This is a genomic window from Flavobacterium cheongpyeongense, from assembly GCF_003202435.1.
Taxonomy (GTDB): domain Bacteria; phylum Bacteroidota; class Bacteroidia; order Flavobacteriales; family Flavobacteriaceae; genus Flavobacterium; species Flavobacterium cheongpyeongense.
On the sequence record NZ_QJHK01000002.1, the window covers coordinates 66315 to 89967 of the forward strand.

12 protein-coding genes and 1 tRNA gene are annotated in these 23653 nt (G+C 35.2%); 1 reads left to right on the top strand and 12 read right to left on the bottom strand.

Annotation, left to right across the window (positions count from 1 at the left end):
• Positions 1-88: 88 nt before the first annotated feature.
• The 5 genes from DMB65_RS02585 to DMB65_RS02605 all read right to left on the bottom strand — a co-directional run bounded on the left by DMB65_RS02585 (position 89) and on the right by DMB65_RS02605 (position 5831).
• Positions 89-162, bottom strand: a tRNA-Arg gene (locus tag DMB65_RS02585).
• A 296-nt stretch (positions 163-458) separates the two neighbouring features.
• On the bottom strand, positions 459-1055 hold the full coding sequence (locus DMB65_RS02590) for a 3'-5' exonuclease (protein ID WP_110305114.1): 597 nt from the start codon (positions 1053-1055) through the stop codon (positions 459-461).
• Between the two features lies 1 nt (position 1056).
• A complete protein-coding gene (locus DMB65_RS02595) occupies positions 1057-2973 on the bottom strand; it encodes a DUF294 nucleotidyltransferase-like domain-containing protein (RefSeq protein ID WP_110305115.1) in 1917 nt (638 codons plus the stop codon).
• 474 nt (positions 2974-3447) lie between these two features.
• Complete coding sequence (locus DMB65_RS02600; RefSeq protein WP_110305116.1) at positions 3448-4488, bottom strand: LacI family DNA-binding transcriptional regulator; 1041 nt, start codon at positions 4486-4488, stop codon at positions 3448-3450.
• Positions 4489-4697: 209 nt separating this feature from the next.
• Complete coding sequence (locus tag DMB65_RS02605) at positions 4698-5831, bottom strand: DUF4861 family protein (protein ID WP_230470583.1); 1134 nt, start codon at positions 5829-5831, stop codon at positions 4698-4700.
• Between the two features lie 578 nt (positions 5832-6409).
• Here DMB65_RS02605 and DMB65_RS02610 point away from each other — a divergent pair.
• Positions 6410-7318 (top strand): DUF6625 family protein, encoded by a 909-nt coding sequence (locus DMB65_RS02610; RefSeq protein ID WP_110305117.1) that lies wholly within the window; start codon positions 6410-6412, stop codon positions 7316-7318.
• Positions 7319-7405: 87 nt separating this feature from the next.
• Here DMB65_RS02610 and DMB65_RS02615 read toward each other — a convergent pair whose 3' ends face one another.
• From DMB65_RS02615 to DMB65_RS02645, 7 genes are all read right to left on the bottom strand, one after another.
• On the bottom strand, positions 7406-8869 hold the full coding sequence (locus DMB65_RS02615; RefSeq protein WP_110305118.1) for a sensor histidine kinase: 1464 nt from the start codon (positions 8867-8869) through the stop codon (positions 7406-7408).
• A 220-nt stretch (positions 8870-9089) separates the two neighbouring features.
• Positions 9090-10079: an alpha/beta hydrolase gene (locus DMB65_RS02620; RefSeq protein ID WP_110305119.1), complete on the bottom strand. Its 990-nt coding sequence runs from the start codon at positions 10077-10079 to the stop codon at positions 9090-9092.
• 224 nt (positions 10080-10303) lie between these two features.
• Positions 10304-12886 carry a carbohydrate-binding protein gene (locus DMB65_RS02625; RefSeq protein WP_110305120.1) on the bottom strand — a complete coding sequence of 861 codons (2583 nt, stop codon included), beginning with the start codon at positions 12884-12886 and terminating at the stop codon, positions 10304-10306.
• 345 nt (positions 12887-13231) lie between these two features.
• The gene (locus DMB65_RS02630; RefSeq protein WP_110305121.1) at positions 13232-16066 is read right to left on the bottom strand and encodes a sugar-binding protein; all 2835 of its coding nucleotides are present in this window, start codon (positions 16064-16066) and stop codon (positions 13232-13234) included.
• Between the two features lie 228 nt (positions 16067-16294).
• Entirely contained in the window at positions 16295-18595 is a 2301-nt protein-coding gene (locus DMB65_RS02635; protein ID WP_123955250.1) for a glycosyl hydrolase family 28 protein, read from the bottom strand.
• Positions 18596-18608: 13 nt separating this feature from the next.
• Positions 18609-21821: a pectinesterase family protein gene (locus DMB65_RS02640; RefSeq protein WP_110305123.1), complete on the bottom strand. Its 3213-nt coding sequence runs from the start codon at positions 21819-21821 to the stop codon at positions 18609-18611.
• Between the two features lie 107 nt (positions 21822-21928).
• Complete coding sequence (locus DMB65_RS02645; RefSeq protein ID WP_110305124.1) at positions 21929-23620, bottom strand: glycoside hydrolase family 28 protein; 1692 nt, start codon at positions 23618-23620, stop codon at positions 21929-21931.
• Between the last annotated feature and the right edge of the window lie 33 nt (positions 23621-23653).

Here is a 23653-nt window from a genome sequence, read left to right on the forward strand (position 1 = left end):
GGATTGATCATCTATATCATCACAGATGCTCAAATAGCAACAACTACACGCATAAAAAAAATCCCATTTCGTTAGAAATGGGATTTTGTGACCTCGACTGGATTCAAACCAGTAACCTTCTGAGCCGTAATCAGATGCGCTATTCAGTTGCGCCACGAGGCCTATATTCCATTCAGCTTTTTTGTTCATTTGTTGAACGCTGTTTGCGGGTGCAAATATAGGGATAAATGTGGGATATACAAGTAAAAAATTATATAAAAATAAAAAAAAAATAAAGTTAGATAATTATATACATGATATTCAGTAGATTCCCAAATAATATTTTTTTAAAGGATATTGTTTCTGCAGCTAAATAATCCAATTGCAAGATAATATTACTTCTAAATTCTACTCAATTCCTGATTTTATGATCTGAAATGTGATACAGATTCCTTTAAGGTTCACTTTAAAAATTTATCTTATTTGATTCCCAATCGGGATTTTAGTTTTAAAAATAGCAAAGCCACTTTATATGCATCTTCTGCTGATGAATTTCTGTCTCTTTTCGGAATCTTATATATTTCACATAAATCATCCAAAGAAAATTGCTTGTCATTAATATCATTTAATTTGCAATACATAACATCAATATCCAGTGCTTCATTTTTTAATCTGCCACAATCCAGTCTTTCCAATGCGGCATTTATCATTTCTATATCAAAATTAATATGATGGCCAACTAAAACTGCATTTCCCAAGTAATTTATAAAAGTTTCAAGAGCATCATTTTCCTGAAGCTTTTTCATTTTACTCTCAATTATAAATTCACTTGACAAACCATTATCATTTAGGTATTTGTATTGTAATAGGACAGCCTCAAAATTATCCTGAATGATAATGCTGTCCTCAACAATTGCAAAAGCTCCCATAGATAATATAACATCTTTTGCAGGGTTTAGTCCCGACGTTTCGGTTGCTATAACTACAAATCTATTAGGCTTAGTTTCGAATTTACTAAGATAGTTTTTCCAAAATTCCGGATATTCTTTATTAATATTTTTCAGCCAGTCCAGCATATCATGAAAATTGTGTAAGTTGAAATTTACTCTTAATCAACTCCTCGAGATCACGCATAGGAGCTAATGCATTTTTTAATTTCTCTTTGTCTGCTTTAGATAACTCTTTTATATTGATATATTGACCTGAATCATCATTTTTTAAGCCTTCGATGGTTCTGAATTTTAATAATGTCAAAAAAGCTTCGGCACAACTTAGATATATTTCAGCATTTTTAGAATCTGAAATAGCCAGTTGTTTAAATCTCAAATACGTGTTATTGATTCCTTTAATATTAAAACTTAATATTAATAATCTTGCAGAATCAATGAGAGGCATTAAGGCTCTTGTTTTAATATCAAATTTCATCTTATAAGGACCTTCTTCTTCTAAAATAAATTTTTTAAAAAAGCTTAGTGGCGAATTCTTCTTTAGGGCATCATTGCCTAAAAAATCAAAAAATAAAGGATTGTTAATTGAATTTTTAAAAATGACGTTTTCAACAGCCTCCTCAATTTTTGGTTCACCAAAAACAATTTCATAATCAAAGAAAATACTGCTCAAATCATTACTGTTTTCACCTGGAGTATTCATCCAGCTATTGTATTGTTTAATCCAGTCTGTCAGTGATTTACACCACAGCATATTACTTGCCATATGACCATTTGGACAATATTCATATCCTACTTTTTCCAAGAGTGAAGTTGTTCTTTTGGCTAATCTTAAAAAGTAATCTTTTACTTCTCTGTATTTTTCGGGTGTTACATCTTCAAAAATCAATATACTGTCCTGATCTGTAAGTAAAAGTTGTTCTTTTCTTCCCTGACTACCAATACTTAGCCATGCAAAACGGGCAGGAGGGGAGCCGAGATCCAAAATTGTTAGTTCAATTGCACGTTTTATCAGTGCCAGATTGATTTCATTGGCGATATTACACACATGTGAAATTGTAATATTTTTTTGAATTGAGTTTTGAATCAAGTCAGATAATCGATCCCGAATTTGCTTTAGATCTTTTGGTAATTGTGATCTCTTAATTTCTTTAATCAAAACGCCAGGATTACTGGCCTGAGCTACAATCAAATCATGTTCAGAAATAATTCCCTTAACAACCGATTTGTTTGTTCCGTCTTTAGTAACACATAAATGCGTCACATTGTGTTTTAACATTAATAACTGAGCTTCAGCCAAAGAAACATTTTCAATAACAGTAACAACAGGAGACGACATAATTTTATCTATAGTTGCTGTAATTGGATAACGACCTGTAGCAATTTTTGAAGATAAGTCGGCATCCGTTAAAATACCTATAGGATTATTATTTTCACAGACAACAATATTATCAACCATAGCGTCTGTCATTAAAATAGCAACATCTTTTATGATTTTATCTCCTGTGGTGGTCAAAGGTGAATTATTATAGTTCAGAGACTGGATGTATTGCATTTCTGATTGTGTGTCAGAATAAAACACATTATCAGAGACCAATTTATTACCAGAATTTACATTGTCTTTTGTATGACGTGAATTAATTGCAAAACTTTCTAATAAGAAATTTAAAACATCTGAATTATTTACCACATATGGTCTGAAAACAGCAATCGGAATAGCATAAACAATGCTTTCTTCGCGTGCTTTGGCTGTCATCATGTAGTTGTTTTTTGCAAAAAATGGACGCAAACCAAAAATATCCCCCTCATGGCATTTGTTAACAATGGTTTCCTCGGCATCTGCAACGGTGGTTAGATTGATAATTCCGGAAGAGACAACATAAAAACTATCATGAAGTATATCATTGTTTTGAAACAATACGGCATGCTTCTCTAAATTTATCACACGTATATTGGTTGCAATATTATAGAGTTCCTGAAATGTCAAATTATCAAATGGTGGATATTCTTTTAAAAAATCTGCAATATGCTCAGCAATTGTATTCATAGTAAATTTAATAAATCAAATGTAAAAATAATAAAATAAAAAATCATTATAGCATATTGTTATTTCAAAACGAATGATTTGCATAATTCTTAATTTCTTCTTGAAATTCCAAGCAATTAGAATAATTATTCAATGTATTTTATTGATTATCTTGTGTTTAAGTTTTAATAAAAAACTTTTACCTAATTTTTTTTATAACCATGCGGTATTTTATGATTGGTACAAAATAACTTATTTTGTATTTTACATAATATAAATTATAGTTCAAATTTGTGATGTAATTATTAACAATTGAATTATGGTTTTAAAACGCTTTTTTGCCTTAACTTGCCTTAACAACGAAATGGTTCAGGATGCCTCAATCTTCGATGATATTGCTGAGAAAGTATACACGGAATAAAAGACACAGGAGTTGTATTTTGCAGTGTGCAGAAAATAATTGATATAAATTCTCTAATTAAAAGACAGGATTTACTACATATTTATCACTACATTACTTCTTTTTGAGCTGTTTCTGATAATGAGATCCGATTCTATTATTTTGGTAATTATTTCATTACTGTCCTTATTTTTCAAAATGTGGTCAAAGTAAACCATGGCGGCCTGGTACCCCATTTTTTCACTATTTTGATCTACTGAAGATATTGAAGGGGTAATGATTTCAGTAAAAGGTTCGTTAGCATATCCAAAAATACCAATATCCTGCGGCGTTTTAAGTCCTGATTGTGTTATGGCCAGCATAATTCCTAAAGCCTGTAAATCTGATATTGCCAGAAATGCGTCCGGAGGTTCAGGTAAGGCAAGAAGTTTCAGGGCGGTCTGAAAAGCATTTTCTTTACTTATATTATCATTTACAATAAAATGGTCCGGAACGTACATTCCGGCCTCTTTGACTGCTTTAATAAAACCTTCTTTTCGATTCATGTATAAGTCCATGTGCAAAGGACCTCCAATAAACGCAAGTCGTTGGTAACCTTCTTCGATCATGCTTTTTGCTGCTTTATAGGTAGCGTCCTTATTATCATTTATAACTCTGTGACTGGGAAAATTTTCATCACATCGGTCAAATTGGACAACATTGATCTTGTGTTCTAACACCTGCTCCAGGATTTGAGCGGACTGTGTTTCTTTGGAAAGAGAAATTAAAATACAGTCAACATTCTGGTGAATCAGTGTTTCGACTGCTGTTTCTTCAATATCCGATTTTTCATGTGACTGACAAATAATCAGGTTGTGTTTGTTTTCCGTGCATGCTTTTTCAATTCCGGAAATCGCATCTGAAAAAAAACTTTGATTGATCTGAGGTACAATGACGCCAAGGGTTCTGGAGGAACCATATCTTAAGTTTGCGGCCTGTGTATTATGTTTGAAATTAAGCTCTGCAGCTTTTTTTAAAACCGTTTCTCTTATCTCTTCCCTAACTCCCGGTTTACCATTCAGGGCTTTGGAAACATAGGATACAGAAAGCCCCAGTTCTTTTGCTAAATCGTATATGGTAATTCTTTTTGTACTCATCCTGCAAATATATTTTAAAAGAACTTAATATCGAAAAATTATATTAATATGATAATAAATTCCTTAATATAACTCCGTATTTTGTGCTAAAATCTTGTTTTTATGTTTTTTTTATTATTAATGTTCAAAATTACTTTTACTTCTTCAATTTCTATATCCTCTCTAAAATATGTCTTTTGAAGTTTTGAAATTCGAAACAGAACCTTACATTATTTTACACTGATAATGAGTGGATTCTTTATTTCCAGAGAAAAATTTTCAAGATATTCAAACCATTTTTTAGCATCAGTAAATTTTCCGGCCTTATCCCAGGCAGCACCGGTGTAGTAAATAATAGGTTCGTTATTATTGACTGTTGTTTTGGCTAACAGCTGTACTTTGTCTGCCCACATATTTGTTGGTGTTGTCAATATAGAGCCAACAGCTGTGGTTCCATTTTTTCCGAAAGTAGGTTCCCAATATGCCATAATTCCTTGTTGTTCATTCAACAAAATATTTCCGGCAGCTGGTCTTTTGCTAATTCCTACTACAACAGGCAGCGGCATTGGTTTGTCTTCATCAAAATTAAAAACGTTTTCTACCCGACTGAGTTGCGAGCCGGCATCCAGTGTTATTGTTTTTACAGCAGTGACTTTTATTCCGCCGGAATTCCATTCATCATAAATCAATTGAAAGGTTGAGCGTAACGGTCCATTATCAAGAAGTTTCCATCTGTGATAATTGGCTGAATAGCGAACGGTATCCTTTACATAGGGTGCCATATTTCCTGCGCCTAAGGTATGCCCTACCTGATAATAATCCAGGCCATCGCCATGATCTGTGTGATAGTCAGCCAATTGATAACGTTCGTTAATAATCATTCTGGAGGTACGCTTTACCCATACATCAAAACCGAAAGCGTCTTCGTTTGATCCTTCAATTGCTTTACCGTAAGTACGAAAGGCAATCTGATCGTTTTCCCATGCAAAATCATCTTTGCGTTCCGGCACATATCGTGCATAGGTTTTTACGGTAAATATTTCAGGTTTTCCTTCCTGAATAGAAAGATTAAGTTTTGATTTTGCTTTTACATCGATCTGAACCAGTAAATTTTGAATAGCAGAAGAGGTGCCGTGTTCTAACTGAAAAATGACTTGTTTCCTGGTTTTTGTATTGATCACAACAAAATTTGAAGTATCAATTTTAGGGTAACGGTCTAAAATAGTTTTCCAGCTTATTGCCACAACGGCTTCTTTTCGGTCTGTATCCGAATTGTTTTCGATGCTTATAGTCGCTTTTGTTTGTGCCGAAAAACACACAGGAATGATAAAAACGAACCAGAAAAAGAGTTTTATATATTTCATTTTTTTTAAATTATTGTGCCACAGTATAGATTACAGCTAATCTTAATGTGTTAATTGTAATTGGTTTTTGATAATAATTTGAACCATTTCAAGTAATTTTTCAATATAAAATAGTATCAAGAACAGAAAAATTATCATTAAAAATGGTTCTCAATACTTTTTTTGTTCCGTTTCTCCAGACAAAAAACTAGAGCTGATGCATTTGAATATTTCCATTCAACGGGTTAATTGTATAATCAACACTTACAAAAAAAGGCATTTTTTTTTAACTGTGCTTTATATTCCGAAATAATTTAAATAAATACTTTCGATATCATTAATAACCTGAAACTTAAACAAGCTGTTTTACCCCTTTGTATTGGCTAAAAAATGTATTGAAAGATTCAAGACTAGACGCTGCCTATACAAGGAAGAAATAGTTTTCTGCCTGCAATCGAATTAGTGTTTTTTATGCTGTTTTCTCTTTGCCAAAGACATTCCGTTTCATAACTTGCAGACCTTTATAGACAAAAAGTGGCCGGTATTGGTTAAAAAGGATCTGCTACAAAATAACCTTTTTTATAAATTTACTTATATAAATGAACGAACAACATTCTATAGCCTTGATGACCTGTTGGTATGGTGATTACCCATGGTATTTTCCGTATTTTATAAAATCTTGTATCCATAATCCAACAATTGATTTCATTATTGTGACCGGGAATACGCAGGAAATTCCAGACAAACCGTCTAATGTGATTATAGTAAATATGTCATTTGAGGACTTCAAAGATATGGCAATCAAAAAATTAGGTTTCGAATTAAATTTCGATAAACCGTATAAATTATGTGATTTCAAACCTGCTCATGGTTTTTTATTTCAGGAGATTCTTAAAAAATATGATTTTTGGGGACATGCTGATATTGATATGGTTTATGGTAACATCAGAAGTTTTATTACACCTGTTATTTTAAATCAATATGATCTGGTAAGTGCGCATAAAGACTTTATAACAGGTACATTTTGTCTTTATCGGAACAATGATTTAATGCGTACATTGTTCATGGAAAGTCCGGATTATCAAAAAATATTTTCTTATCCCGAATATTCAGGGTTTGATGAATGTGATTTTTTATTTGAGGAAATTCAAACTCCAGGTATAACGATTTTTGATTTTCCGAACCACAGAAGCATGACCCATGTAGTCTGTAAGGCTCATCAGGAAGGGAGAATAAAACCACTTTTTGAGTCATATTTTTACAGCAGGATGCATGATAAAATCCGGTGGGATAATGGTCGCATCATAGTTTCTAACAAAAAAGAGTGCCTCTTATATGATATGATCATATACAAAGTCGAATGTGAGGATAAGACAGTAAAACTTCCTGTACCCGATGTTTTTTATTTTAATAAAAAAGGCATTAATAAAAAAAGTTTTTGGAGGTTAGCAGGATTAAAATTAATCCCCAAAAAGAAAGTCCTTAAAAAAGTTCAGATTTTTCAGTAGTAGAAATATACGGATTATAAAATGATCTTTTGGTGCTCGATAGCAACATTTATGAGACATAAAAAACAGATCCTGCTAAAACATTGCCTAATAAATCTGTTCTAACGGCAGGGTAAATTTAAAACAACTGCCTTTATCATGCTGACTTTCTACCCAAATCTTGCCATTATGGATGTTTATGAATTCCGTGCAAAGCAATAATCCGAGTCCGCTGCCAACTTCATTTTGGGTTCCTTTTTGGATCACTTTTCTGTTTATTTTAAATAACTTTTCTTTGATATCATCAGGAATTCCAATACCGTTGTCAGTAACAGATATTGCTACTTTTTGGTCTGTTTTTGATAGTCTTACTTCAATTTTACCGTTTCTATCAGTAAATTTAATGGCATTACTCAGTAAATTACGTAAAATAGTATCAATCATATTTTTATCTGCTTCAGCTTCGATAAGATCTGCTGATTCAAAAAAAAGAGTTATATTTTTATTTAATGCGGCACTTTTATTCAGTTCTATATTTTCTTCAATCAATGTATTTAGCACTATTTTTTGGGGACTGAATACAATCATTCCGGTTTGCACACGTGACCATTCTAATAGGTTTTCGAGTAGTTTGTAGCTGTTTTTATTGGATTGACAGAGCATTTCTGAAATTTCCCTGATTTCCTCCTTATCATATTTATCGATGTCTTCAAATAATAATTCTGAGAGGGAAACAGCTGATCCTAATGGTCCTCTTAAATCATGTGATATAATAGAAAAGAATTGGTTTTTGTCCTCCAGAAGCTTCTGGATTTTCTGATCCTGCTTTTCTTTTACCAGCAATAAAAAACCCACGATTCCAACAAGGGTCAATAAAAATAAACCGATGCTATAAAAACTATCCAGTATGTCGTGGGAGAAAAACTGATTCTTGGGATGCATATACCTGTAAATTGCCCGCATTACAATCAGAATCTCAAATCCGATATAGCAGAATACATAAAAGGCTCTGAAGAAATTTTGGCCTTTTTCAGTAAAATAATGAATTGTTGCGGGCAAATAAATAGCAAATACTCCGATAGCTACAATTAAAACCCGCGTATTCATTGTGCTTCCTAAAAAAGTTCCCAGATTGAAAACGAATATGGCAACAATAGTAATTGCAATTTGAAGCCTGTAACGTTTCTTTGCATGAACTTTAAGAAGCGATAACATCGCTATCGTTTCATAACAGCAGGCACAAAAAATCATGGAGTTTGCAACATTAATCGAGATAAAATCGTCAATGCTGTTTCTCAGGATAATCAATACCCATGCGATGGTCAGCAGTAGTTTACCTAAACCAAACCATTTTAGGGTTTTTCTGTTATCACTTGTAGCATAGGAAAAGGAATAACTGAAAATAAGGATGCAGGTAAAAAAATTGCCCCAAAAATAAAGTAAAAAAATAGTTTTTGGATCAACAAGTCCAATCAAATAAATGGTTGGTACATTTGTTTTTTTTATCGTAAAAGCCATTATGACAAGGGAGGCTGCAATGCAAAATATTGAGGCTTTTAATTTTGATTTCATATTTGCAGGAGTTTGTTTTTTGGGGTATATTGATTATGTTCTTTCAGAATAATTTAGTTTTTGAGGATGGATTTTCATCAGGAGTGATTTTCGGTAGAAAATTACATCAAGAACAAAAAAGTTTTCTTCAAAATACATCTCGACACATAATTTGTTTTGTTTCCCTACAAAAAAACTTGAACGGATGTTTTGTGTAAATAGATTCCATGGTTTGCTACTTTTATTTATTCAGGTTTTTAATTAAAAAATCATAAATATAATTGACGGTAGGATCCACCCATGGTTCAAACAGCCAGAAAGGATGCATTTGTACATCAAATTTGTGCACTTCGGTATAGATCCCCCACTCTTTCATCATCCCGATTAACTCGTCCTGACCCGCATGAAATCTCGAAAAACCACTATTGATGAATAAAACAGGGCAAGACTTTTCGTTTGCCCAAAAAATGCCGGAAGCATCCTTCCATATTTCCGGTTTTTCATAGAATGTACCTCCAAGCCACTCTATATCAGGAGAATTCGGTTTTCGGTTTAGATTAAGAGACGATGGCGCCATAAAATCGACTACTCCGTCAATATCAACGATTGCCTGAATTTCACTTGAGAAACCTAAATTTCCATGATCCCCTTCTTTAGACTGCACGCCATTTGTAAGTCCTACCAACATTGCCAACTGTCCACCCGCAGAACAACCTGAAATAGCTATTTTATTGGGGTCAATGTTATATTTTTCTGCATTTGCCCGCATCCATCTCACAGCTGATTTGATGTTGAAAACTGCTGCCGGGTATTTTGCTTCCATCGAAAGCTGGTATTCGACACATACTGTCACTATGCCTTTTGACGCTAATTTCTGCGCCATCGGAATCTGTAATTTTTTATCTCCGGATCGCCATCCTCCACCATGAACCATAATCAAAGCGGGATATTTTCCGGATTTCTTTGGAGAGAAAACATCCACATGTAAATCCCTGTCTCCAAAAGGTGTATTTTTTAATGTTGTATAAATAACCTGTCGGTTTTCTGTAACGCCTTTTGGCAAGATATCTTTAGCCACTTTTATGTACGGAAAATGTTTAAATTGCTTTTTATACTCATTGGTGGTATTAAAAGAAGTATCTCTGGGGATTACAATATTAGTTTTCTGAGCCCAAATCTGGAAATTCAGAATAAAAATCAGGATAAAAACGGCTTTGTCAAATAATCTCATTTTTTGTTTATTAAATATTGTAGCCTTATACTGAAATTGAAATAAGGTTCAGGCTTAACTGATTCTGACAGCAGGTTAAAGACCTTCGACTCTGCTCTGGATGACATCATTAGTTAAATAGTGTCAGACCAGGCGGAGCCGATGGTTCTTAACTGAACATCAAATATAAGAATTGGACTCATTATTATCAGTAAAAATCAATAATAGAATCTCTAATTTAAAATTTATTGAATGATTATTTTTGTCGTTAGTCCTGTTTTTGAACTTTTGATAAAATAAATTCCATGTGCCAGCTCATTTACTAAAATTTCGGTTTCGGTATTTGTTGTGGTAATTTTCTTTACAACAATTCCGGCAGAGTTGATAATCGTTACAGTATCATAATCAACAAAGGACTTTAAAGTTATTTTGTTTTTACCAACTGTGGGATAAGCATAAAAAAGATTGCTTTTCTTAGAATATTCATCGACTCCCAGAGTTCCGTTTTGAATATCTGTGATGGTTTTTACAATATTGTTGATATAGACTTCTATATTGGTATATTCTGTGTCAAGTGTTTTCAAATTTCCATCAGCGGCATTTGCCGGATTTAATCCTTTATCTGTTTCCCATGCATCCGGCATCCCATCTAAATCAGTATCTAAAGGTGCTGTTTCAGTCGGCAACTCCGGCCATCCACCTGCAGCTGCAGGTGTATCAATGTAGCCATTTGTACTTCCATTACCGCCGTTCATAATAGTTGCACTTCCAGATCGGGTATCATCTACAGCTCTTTTATCTACAGCATCTCTATACAAACTTGCTCCTGCAAAATCTAAAACTAATTCATATGCTTTTGTTGCACTGTGAGTAATAATCTCGCCCGGATTGTGTGGAGCATTAATCTTCATTGCTACTTTATCGGCATTACTAACCGGAAGCTGACTACCGTGAAACTGGTTATATACTCCATAAGTCCAGTTATCTTGGGTTGCACGATTGGAACCATTTATATAATTTCCATCGATAAAAAATTTCCCCCAAATTTGGTAAAGAGGTGAAGTTGGATCTAAATTTCTGCCGGTTGACAAAATTCTTTCTTTGGTGGAATTAGAGGTTCCTGGTCCTGGTTTCCAATAATTGTTTACCAAATTCACATTCATTGCATCACCTCCATAACAGCTGTTAAGTCCCCAATTGTAAATAACATTATTGCGTATATCAAGTAAGCCCTCTAAAGGAACGGTACGAGCGGCATATTCTCCAAGTCTTGGATTTCTGCTGTCGTGATGTGCCAGCAAATTGTGATGAAAAGAAGCTTTCAAACCACCCCAAATTCCACCATAACCATGTGCCCCTTTATCATGAACCGAATTCCGAAGACTTTCAGAAATAACGCACCATTGCATAGTAAAATTTTTATTTTCATAAAACGAAGCACATTCATCCGTTGACCAGCTCATTGAACAATGATCAATAATAATGTTCTGCTGAAAACGCGCTCCAAGTGCGTCATTTTGTATATTAAAAGTATCGCCCATTCTAAAACGTAAATAACGAATTATAACATTATTGCCTCTTATCTTAACATTATAATCTCTCAGGGTAATACCTCCGCCCGGAGCCGTCTGACCAGCAATGGTAATGTTGTCAGTAATGCTCAATTCGCTTTCCAGTTTAATTGTACCAGATACTTTAAAAACAACAATTCTTGGTCCTGGCTGATTAATCGCATCCCGAAGTGAACCTGCACCTGAATCATTTAAGTTGGTTACATAAATCAGTTTTCCGCCACGGCCACCGGTAACATATTTACCATAACCCTCTGCACCGGGAAAAGCAGGGGTTTCTTTTTCATTTCCTCCTGCTGCTCCCCAGAAAGCATAAAAAATCTGACTGCCTGTTGTGGTGGTTTCAATTTTTTTAATCGTATTGGGTACTGTTGGCGATGTTGACCATCCGTAAAATGTGTAACCTGTCATCGACGGAACGGGCAAGGTTACTGAAGTCCCTTCTGTATAAACTGTTGGGGTTAACTCTGTCAAAGGCGTTGTGCCAATAGAGTTAATATATGAGATGGTGGGCGTATTAGCAACTTTAAATTCTGCTATATAAGTTGCATTTGAAGCAATAGTTAAGGTAACCGGATTAGCAGTTGAAACGGGATTTCCATTATCATCTACCCATCGCAAAAAACTGTATCCAAATTTAGGAACTGCTGTCAGGGTAATTTGAGTCCCTTCAACAAACTGGTTTCCTGACTGACCAGAATAAATATTTCCTCCAGAAGCCGGACTTGCACCGGTTGTCAAAGTATAGATGAAAACATTCGTGTTATTGGTCACTTTTTCAAAATAATCAAAATTACCTACATATGTATTTCCGGTTACAGGTTTAAACACAAAATACAAATCATGTGTACCAGTCGTTTGGGCTATAGTAACAGAAACGATTTGATATGTCGTCCAATTTCCGGTTGAAGTAGCATTAATACTGGCTGTACCAATTAGAGTACCATTAACAGCATCTATTCTTATTTCAACAGTTCCGGTAAGGGTTCCAACAGTTGGCGATCCTGCCTGTGTCCTGCTGGCTGCTGCGATATCAAAACGGGTATCATACTCATTAAAAACATGTCCTGCGAATTTTACCCAATATCCATTTTTACAATTTCCGATATTCTTACCACCAGAGAGTGCTGTATTTGTTTCTATGGATACTCCGTTGAAGGTAGTGTAATTTTCCGCTTCAAGCCGTTGTGTGGTTTGCGAAAAACCTATTACTGAAAAAAATATCAGTAGTATAGAAATAAAAGATTGTTTTTTCATTTTGGTTTTATTTGGTTTAAATAGTTTATCTGATCTTTTTTTTCCTAAAAATCATAATTTTATTTGTTTTTATAACTTGTGTCAAGAGTACTGCTTGTGCTGGCTGTAAATACTAATAATTGGAAGTTCTTATTACTTAAATTCAATATGTTTTTAAATATTTTATCACCTTAGCATTGCAGAACTCCTGAACTTGTTCAATCTAATTTTTAACCGCTTTTTACTTTATAAACAACTCCTTCCGTGTTTTTTTATATTAATAGTGTAAACACCAGAATTCAAAGCACTTGAATTATTGACTTTAAGGCTTATTATGCTTTTTGGGTAAATTAAAAAGTGTAAAACTTATAGCTTAACTACTTTTATAGTTTTATATTGACCATCTTCGGTAGAAATATTTAGTATGTATATTCCCGTAATTTGATTCGTTAAATCAATTTGATTATTGGTGGTTGTGATTTGTTTTTCTAAAACTTTTTTACCCGCAGAATCGTACACATGCACCAAGGCATTCTGTGATGTGTCAATATTAATAATACCTGTAGTAGGGTTTGGATATACTTTAAACAGCGTAACGCTGTTTGAATTCGAATTCGTCTCATCTGAATTATTCATAAATATTTCCGGATTATTTTTAGAGTTATTAATTCTCGATGTTGAAATTACCCCTTGTAGTACCGCAGTTCCAAACAAGGATGGGTTATTCCAAGCAGCATCTGTTGATGCGTTCCATGATAATTTTCCATCTCTTGCGCCATTATCATCATCATCATTGGTCATGAAATCAAAACCTAGTTGTTGTCCAATTTGCGGAACAGCCTGCATGGTTGTCCAGGGGATTCTTGCTTCAAGAATGTAACCATTTGCGTTAGAGGTTATGGCATAATTAATTCCATTTGTAGATCTTCCGGAAGGCAACGTTCCTACATTCGAGCCGTCATTCCAACCAAAAGAATACTGTGCATCATTAGCCCCATACGAAGTTGATTTATCATTATTTATATCTACATAAAATTCAACAGAATCATCGTCATAAAAGTTTGGGCTATCATTTACTTTTACATTATCAGTAATATTTGCCAGTAGATACAAATAATTGGTATCCCATAAAGCTTTACAGGTTCCAGATAAATCTACTTCATTTGATATTACGCCCGTTAAATTTTTGTTTAAAGCAGGAGCATATCCATTTGCATTAGTCCACAAGCCATCAATATTTCCGTCAATTACGGGAGCTGTATTGGTTTTATATATGGTATAAGTGTTATTAACATTAAATATTACGGGCATTGACATGGTTGTGTTTCCGTTATTATCTGTTGCAATGGCAACAATGGAATACGTACTACAAGCAGCAGGATTGGTAATTGTAAATGAATAGGGAGCCGAGGTATCTTCTCCAAGTTTTATCGTTCCACTATAAAATTCAACTTTCGCAACAGTTCCATCAGCATCGGAAGCATTTGTATTGATTATTATAGAATTTAGATTAGAAAACAATGCTGTATCAATAGGTGATGTTATTACCACAACAGGTGCTTTATTAGATTGCAAGGCTGCATCTGTATATAACGGTAGTGTTCTCCAACGACCTCCTGCCCCGGCTCCATTTTTTACAGAAGCAGCAACAGTAGATAAATTTTCAATAGGTATTGTGTAGGGTGGAGTAAATACTGGATCTTTAAAATCGGCTATAACTACATTGTCTCTTCTAAAAGATCCTGAACTGATAAATTGATTGTTTCTCTGGTATATTTTGGCATTACTCCCAGCAATTAAGGGTTGTGATACGGTATTGAAAACGGTACCTTCTACAAGAATTTCAGAAGAATTGAGTCCTCCTACTGCATAGTATTTATTAACATTATGATAATTGTTTATAATGTGAATAAAATCACCCCCTGCAGCATCAGGATCTCTACCCTGACAGTTTTCCCAATAAACGTGGTCATAGGTTAGTTTTGAATTGTCAATTGCAGCGGCATAATTATCACTTTTAGAACACATAAATTCATTATCTCCATTCACATAATTCCAAGACCAGGTCTGACCATTACTTCCTGAAACATCATTTCCGTCACTGATCCATTTGAAGGTGCAGTGATCTACCCAAACATTGGGTGCTCCATTGACTGAAATACCATCGCCAGCTTCTATAATGTGCGGATTGACATCCCAAATTTTGAGATTTCTAAAAATCATATTGGATTGCCCATTGTTGCAATAAAAAGAAGCCCCTCTAAGTGAGGCACCACGCCCCATACCTATATAACTTTTGTCTTTTCCAACCCAAACAAGTCTTGACCAAGATTGCACGGTGCGCTTAGTCCCTGGGCAATTATTTGCAAGATCAACAAAATCCCCTTTATATGTGTTTAGTGTTGAATTACAAGGTACAAAGCAAGTGTTTGTGTTTTTATATTCTCTAAAATCATACGTTCCTTCTTTTAATAATATGATTCTAGGCCCTGCTTTTTGGTTTTCTGTCAAAAAATCATTCATATTATCCACTACAACAACGGTTGCATTTTCTCCTCCATTGGTTGCAGCTCCATATCCAAAGGCTTTAATGTCAAACGTAAAACGAAAAACTCCACTAGGATCGCTGGTACTACCGGTCCATATCCACTTAGCGTTAGAATTACTAGGAAATTTTGCCCCAGAAATAATCAAACCGCTTGGTGTACTGGTTAAAGAACCTGTAGATTGCTCTGTTGCGCCTCCCCATTGCGAAGTATCAAAAGATTTATTCTTCCAGTTGACATCAAATATATAATTTGACGTTTTTGACTTCCAATTGGCGTTGGTTCCATAGGATTGGTGAAGCTCATCAATATGTATCATAACACCCGGAGCAGCAGCGCCATTAACGCCTAAAACTGATATTGCATTTGTACCTGGCAAAAAAGTTAGAGGAATAAATCGACTGCGACCTGCTCCATAATCATAGGCTAATAATTCGCCATTCATATACAAACGATAGGCACCATCAGCAACTACATAAATACCAGGACCTTGCCCTGGACCGTAAGTATTTCCAATAAGAACAGATCCTTGCTTATCTCCTCCGCCTAATTTGGGATCTTTTGGCAGTATAACAGTTTCATAACATGAGGATTGAGCAAATGAGATAATACTAATCAATAAAAATAGTAGAGTTGAAAATATATTTTTTTTCATAATTTATAATCTTAAAGTGGTTTTTAATAGATCTTATGATAAAAATTAGGTTAATTATGTGTGGTTATATTATACTTTTGATAATATTCTGCTTTCTATAATTAGGTTAATTTTATTACTGCTAAAACTGGTAAGTCAAAAAAAGGTAAATTCAAGCCTGTACAAATTATAGGCTCTAATCCACCTTTTTTATTTCCAAAACATCAAAAATGCTAATTGTAAACAGATTTACTCTTTGATTAACTTCGCTGTGTTAATTTTCCCATTGTCTAACATAATTTGCACAAGATAACAACCAGTAGAAAATCCTTCAACATCAATGGTTTGCTGAGTTAAATCGTTCCCGTTTAATTCTTTTATTTTTGTCCCGGAAAGATTATAAATTACAATTTTTTCAATACCTGAATCCGTACTTATAGTAAAATTACCTCCCTTTACAGGATTTGGATAAAAAGAAAATTTATTAGTAAAACTTATATCTCCTACTGATAAATTGCATGTGGTTGGGGCTCCCGTCGTTGTATTAATTCCGTTTATTATATTGCTGCCGCTTACAGATTCTGCACTATACGAAATAATCGCATTGCCTGAACCGTTGGGTATTGTAATTGAAGAACAGTTTTGAAACACAAGCCCTGCTACAAAATTGGCAACCATCCCTTTGGCAGTGGCGTTAATTTTTACATTATCAAAAACAACATTGGTAATTGGCGATTCGGGTAAACCAAAAAGCACTCCTGCATTGGTAGAATTGTTTACTGTAATGTTTTTGAAGGTAATGTTTTTCCAGGTTGGGGTAGTACCCGTCACTGTACCTGCTACCAAAGTTGCTGGTGCTGCCGTAGGTTCTTTTGGGTACCAACTGGTAATGGCAAATGGGGTCGATACATTTTCCATTGTAACATTTGAATAGTAAAAAGTAGTTTCGTTCCCCCCTCGGTCAATGGCAGATTTTAGACGAAATCCGTTTGAAGTGCCATTAAAACTACAATTATCTACAAAAACATTGTTTACGTTAGAGGTATAACTTCCTATAGAAACTCCGTGTCCTTCGCCAAAAGCACAATTTTTAATTTTAATGTTTTGAGAATTGGCATCTATAGCCACATCATCGTCTCCTACAGAGAATTTACAGTTCAATACATCCAATCCGTCCCAGTACCATACATCTAGTGCATCTGTGTTTGGAGCGGTTTCTGGTGCCATAACTGTTACATTCTTAATTGTTCCGTTTCCGCCACGGCCACTACCGCTTTTTCCCATGGTAAGACTAACATTGGGGGCGTTATGTATTGTAATATCCGAAACTAAAACCTTATTACAGGCCTTAAAACGTATTATTCCCGGACGGCCAATGCCGGTGGCATCAAAGGCTGTCCACCAGGCGCTACCATCTCCTTCAATAGTACCGCCTCCGGTTATGGCAATATTGGTAAGGTTTTCTCCATAAATAAAAGTTGTATAAGTATCTACTGTTCCGCTGTTTGGATAAGAACCTGCAGGAACTCCGTTTCCGTTTCCGTAAGGCATCAATTGCAGGGTTGCTCCGGCTGAAATTTGAAGATTGACATTACTTTTCATCGTAATAGGCCCGCTCAAAAAAGGTGCAGCAGCAGCAGGAACAACAACTGTTCCACCTCCTGCAGCGTTAGCGGCATTTATGGCGGCATTTATAGCTGTTGCATTATTCAAATTTGCAGTGCTGCCTCCATATACTGCCTCTGTAATTACATACTGTGTGGCCGGTATATTTGGCAGCATTTGAGTTGTAGCAACGTCTGGAAAAGTCTCTGCAACAAATTGCGCAACACAGGTAGTATTTGCTGCTGTCATAGCAAATGAAAGTGTTCTATTTGTAGAAATAAGGTTGCCATTGGCATCTTCCCATCTTAAAAAAACATAGCCATAGCCAGGGTTTGCTGTTACAGTTATTTGAGTTCCTTCTGTGTATTGAGTACCCGATAAATTACCAATTATTGTTCCTGTCAAAGCCGGACTCACATTGGTTGTTAAAGTATATATGGCAACATTGGGGTTATTGGTTACTTTTTCAAAATAATCAAAATTACCTACATAGTTGTTTCCAGCAACGGGTTTGAATACAAAATACAAATCATGTGTACCGGTTGTTTGCGCTATAGTTGCAGATATAGTTTGATACGTTGTCCAATTGGCTGTAGAAGTTGTATTAATATTGGCAGTACCAATTAACGTACCCGTAACAGCATCTATTCTTATTTCAACAGTTCCTGCCAAAGCTCCAACCGTTGGTGACCCTGTTTGTGTTTTACTGGCAGCTGCAATATCAAAACGGGTATCATATTGGCTAAATGCATGCGCTGCAAATTTAACCCAATAGCCATTTTTGCAGCTTCCTATATTTTTACCACCTGAGAGCGCAGCATTGGTTTCTATAGATACTCCATTGTAGGTGCTATAATTTTCAGCTTCAAGTCGTTGGGTGGTTTGCGAAAACCCTATTGCTGATACAAACATCAGCAATAGGGAAATAAATAATTGTTTTTTCATTTCCAGTTTTTTTCTAGTTTTTAACAATTTTTACCTGATAAATATCCCCTTTTGTGTTTTTCATTTTAATAATATAAGCTCCAGATTGTAAACCGTTTAAATCTATTGAAGGGGCTGCGTGTTCTAACACACCCGATTTAACTTTCTGTCCCTGAGCAGAATAAATAGTATAGTTCAAATTTCCAATTCCTTCGGGTAATGCTAGTGTAACAATGTCTTTTACAGGTATTGGATAAGCAGAAATTTCTTTTAATTCGTTTGCAGTTTCTAATCCCAAAGTTGTTGTTGTAAGCGTACTTTTTGCACTCAAACCTCCAAATTCATTGGCTGCGTGTATGGTGTATTGGTGCGAACCTGCTGTTGCAGTGGTATCTGTATAGCTAGTTCCGGTAGTGGTAGCCAAAATTTTTCCGTCTCTAATTAATACATAACACATAGCATATTGGTTATCATCCCAAGTCAAGGTATTTGCCGAATTAGAAAAATTAGATGGCGCGGCAATTTGTTCAACTATCGAAAGCGGATTCCAATGCTCTGAACCGCCAAGTACGTTTTCAATAGTATAAGCTGATGCTTCTACCGAGGTTAATACAGGATTGTAAGCACCTGTTTGAGGGGTACCATTTACTGTAAAAACTTTGGTTCTGTTAGATGTATTAACCGCTATTCCATTTGCATTTACACTATTATACTCTGCAAATAGTGCTGGTAATGTACCCATACTTGCCCAACCTTGAGCGTTAGGTTCGTTTATCATTGTTGTGTTTAGATAAACAGCTCTTGGTGCGTTTTGCCAAGGACGACCTAAAAAATAACTTGTAGATGCCGTAATGGTATTGTTATTAAAAACATAGCCATAGGGTTCACTTGCCAAATGATTAGGGGCTACCAGATATCCCTGACCAACTGAAACAAGTTTACATTCTTCGAACCAATGTCTTCCGCCACCACAAATAAAATCTACATCGCCTTCAATTGTTGATTTATAATAAAAACTTCTGCCGCCACCGGTTACTTGGGTATCTTGTTTGCTTCTTAATCGAACGCCATTATATACATTTCGGTCTCCGGCAGGGTTTAGAGCAGGTCGCTGCCCTGCGGTGGTAATACCGTCTATGTGCTCAATAGTTACATTTTCCATATATAAATCATTGGCTTCAACAGATAATACAGCGTTTTTAATGCCCCAACCTGGATTACCTCTAAGAATCACATTATCTTTTGATTGGGCAATTAAAGAAAGGTTGTTTTTTCCAGAGGCAAGTTGTAAAACATTTCCTTGAGGATTTGTACCATCACCTCCTAAATTGTATGACCCATCTGCTACTAATACAAAAAATCTTGAGGCCGAATTTGTTGGTATTGCAGTAAAAGCATCGGCAATAGTTTTTACATATTTTCCGGCTGCAATTTGAGTTGTTGTTGCATTGGTATCAACAATCAAATCAAAAACACGTTTTGTTGGCACTGGCTTTACCATTGTTTTAAACGTTAGCGATGTTGCACTTGCGTTATTTCCCGAAAGATCTGTAATTAATCCGGCAGGTATGTTTAGTGTGTATTGGGTGTTGTAATCTAAACCATAATAACTAAATTTTACCGTTTTGTTTGTATATTCGGGTGTTAGTGTTTTGCCATTCAAAACAACACTTCCTGCTCCAAATTTTACTTTTTCATCATAGGTCAAAATGATATTTCCGCTGGCACTAGCCATCGTATTTCCTGAGTCCGGAAGGGTAGATTGAAGCGTAGGAGCCGTAGCGTCTAAAACCAAAACTTCATCGGCTTTGACAATAACATTTGACAATACAGTTGCCGTTACATCAACAGCGCTACCATGTTTTGGTCCTGCCACATTAGGAAACCACCTGATATATACTATTGATTTTCCTTCCGCATCGGCTGGCAAAACCCCTCCTATAGACGTAATTGAGTTTGTGTTTATAGTTGTGATGTTTGAAATATTGGTAAAGTTTACACCATCTAGTGAATATTGTAAAGTCCATTCGTCACAACCATAATAATAACCAATAAGTCCGGATGATATGTTTATATTTTTATATCCAACGGTTGAAAAAGAGGTTTTAAAATAGAAAAAATCAGGTCGTATGGTGTTCCATACGGCAAAACCATTTTTTCCAGCTCTATTTATAATTCGTACATTAGGGGTAATTATATTATCATTTATATTATAAGCAAATAGCTGTGGTCTATTATCAATACTCGAATACAATTCTGCAATCCTCGGGTGTGCATATTGGTCTGTTTTAAATGTCCATCCGGCTATGAATGACAAATTATCATAAGTTCCTGTAAGGCTTTTATTTCCATCCATAGTTACCAATGTACTCAATGCCGTTGATCCATTAGACCAATTGCTGAATTTCACAATATCATTTTCAATAGCCGTTATAGTTAAATTTGTTCCCTCTTCATAAGTTACAAAACCACCATCTTTCCCTGCAGGAACAATAGAATATTCTCCCAAACCAAATGCTCCTTGGGTATTTACTGTTAAATCGTATGTGTTAACCGATTGAAATACAGCCATGAGTGTGGTGTTTTCAGTCAAAGTAACCGTTAATGGGTTTGCTGTAGAAACAAGATTGCCATTACCATCTTCCCAACGAATAAATTTATATCCGAAGTTTTTATTGGCTGTCAATGTGATTGCGGTTCCTTGTAGAAATACGTTTCCTGCAGGATTTGAAATAATTGTTCCTGATGAAGCGGGACTTACATTGGTTGTTAAAGTATAAGTAATGGCAGAGGGATCATTTGTCACTTTTTCAAAATAATCGACATTAAATAAATAACCACCTCCACCTTTAAAAACCAGATACAAATCATGTGTACCCGTTGTTGATGTAAGTGAGGTTGAGAATTTTTTATAATCAGACCATCCTGTACTTCCTGATACAGTTGCGGTTCCAATTAAAGTACCAGTTATTGAATCCAACCTAAATTCAATAGTACCTCCCGTAGTTCCTGAAGCTGCTACCGTAAAACTGGAGTCATATTGATTAAACACATGCCCGGTAAATTTAATCCAGGTGTTATTTTGTATATACCCAACATTACCCGTTCCCGAAAGACTGCTGTTGGTTTCTGCTTTTGCTCCTAAAGCAGCATTAAAAGTCTCTGCTTCAATTCGCTGAATTGTTTGTGAAAATCCCATTACTGAAAAAAAGATCAGCAAAAAGGAAATAAAAAATTGTTTTTTCATTTGCGGTTTGGTTTAAATAGTTAATATTTCCTCCTTGTTTCAAAAATTAAGATCCTGGAGGGAGATCACTAATGTTTATTTAATTAAATGGTTTATTTACAGATATTTTACTCGATTATTTTCACCTGATTCTTAATTGACTCAAGAACCCTCACATCTTTAGATTCCAATTTTCTATTCAACATATTCAGCGTTATAGCTTTAGTTATTGCTCCTCCAACCAAAAACACCTGATCTTCTCCTGCAGTATTAAATCCTTTGAAATTGATATTCTGAGTATTGAAAAGTCTTGAAGAAATACCCGATTCCGAAAGTTTTAAGTCCACATTGTCAAATTGAATATTCTTCCCATAATTGATCAGAATTCCGGCATCCGACTTGACAATCATATTTTTAAATTGTATGTTTTCAACAGGCATTTCAGGGATACCCATGATCTTCACTGCTTGTTTGGCTCCATCAACATAAATATTTTTGAAATACATGTTTTTGAAAACTGGTGTTGTCTCAGATACAGCAACTTTTTCGACAACCATTTCGCCTGTGACAGGGTCTTCAACTGCAGACTTATTAAAATAATACATCTCAAAACGTATTGCTTCCGTAGGAATGTCAGTCATCCTGATGTCCTCAATCCAGATATTTTCTACTAAACCGCCACGACCACGGGTTGACTTGAAACGCAATCCGCAATCAGTACCAATAAACGTAAGGTTCTTAACAAATAAGTTACGAACACCCCCCGACATCTCACTCCCTATTACAAATCCTCCATGGGCGTGATAAACGATACAGTTGGTAATTACAAATAATTCCGTTGGTTTTCCGCGTTCACGCCCTTCCTGATCTTTACCTGACTTTATACAGATAGCATCATCACCAACATCAAAGCGACAGTTGGTTACCGTACCAATTCGGCAGGATTCCAAATCAAGTCCATCGCCATTTTGAGAATACCAGGGATTACGAATGGTTAGATTGCTTAACGTAACATTTTCACACATTAGTGGATTAACATTCCAGGCTGGAGAATTCTGAAAAGTAACACCATCCAAAAGCAGTTTTTTGCAATTCACAAGGCTCACCATTACCGGACGAAGCGCTTCTTTGTAAGACTCCATATTTCCAATAGTAGGCGTTTTTGGAAGCTTATCTTTTTGTTCATTACCAATAAATGAACCTTTTGAGGGATACCATGTCTTACCGTCTTTAGAAAGAATACCTCCTGAATTAATCAGATTTTTCCATTGCTCATTAGACAATTTACCAATTTTAACGGGTCTCCATTTAGAACCATTACCATCAAAAATACCCTGACCTGTAATGGCGATATTTTCTAAGTCAACTCCCATAATAGGAGACTCGCATCGAATAACCTTATTGCCCTCAAAATAGGAATTGATTAGTTTGTATTGGCCTAAATCACTTGTAAACAAAATGTAAGCTCCGTTTTGTGTGTGCAGATTAACGTTACTTTTCATGTATATCGGACCAGTAGTCCACAATCCTGAAGGAATCATAACAACCCCTCCACCCGACTCAGAGCATTTTTTGATAGCATCATTAATCGCTTTTGTACAAAGTTGTTCTGTATTTGGGATAGCTCCGAAATCAACAATATTCAAAGTATCAGCTTTAAATGTTGGAACTTGCACTTTTGGCATATTGAAAGGAAGGTTCTTGTCTGTTGACACCTTACTTTCTGATTTAGATGTATTTTGAGCAACAACCTTGTTGCTGTAGAAAATTGCTGATAATGTTACTATTCCAATAAGGAAAACTGGTTTTATTTTTACCATAACTAATTGTATTTTAAATACATATAAACATAG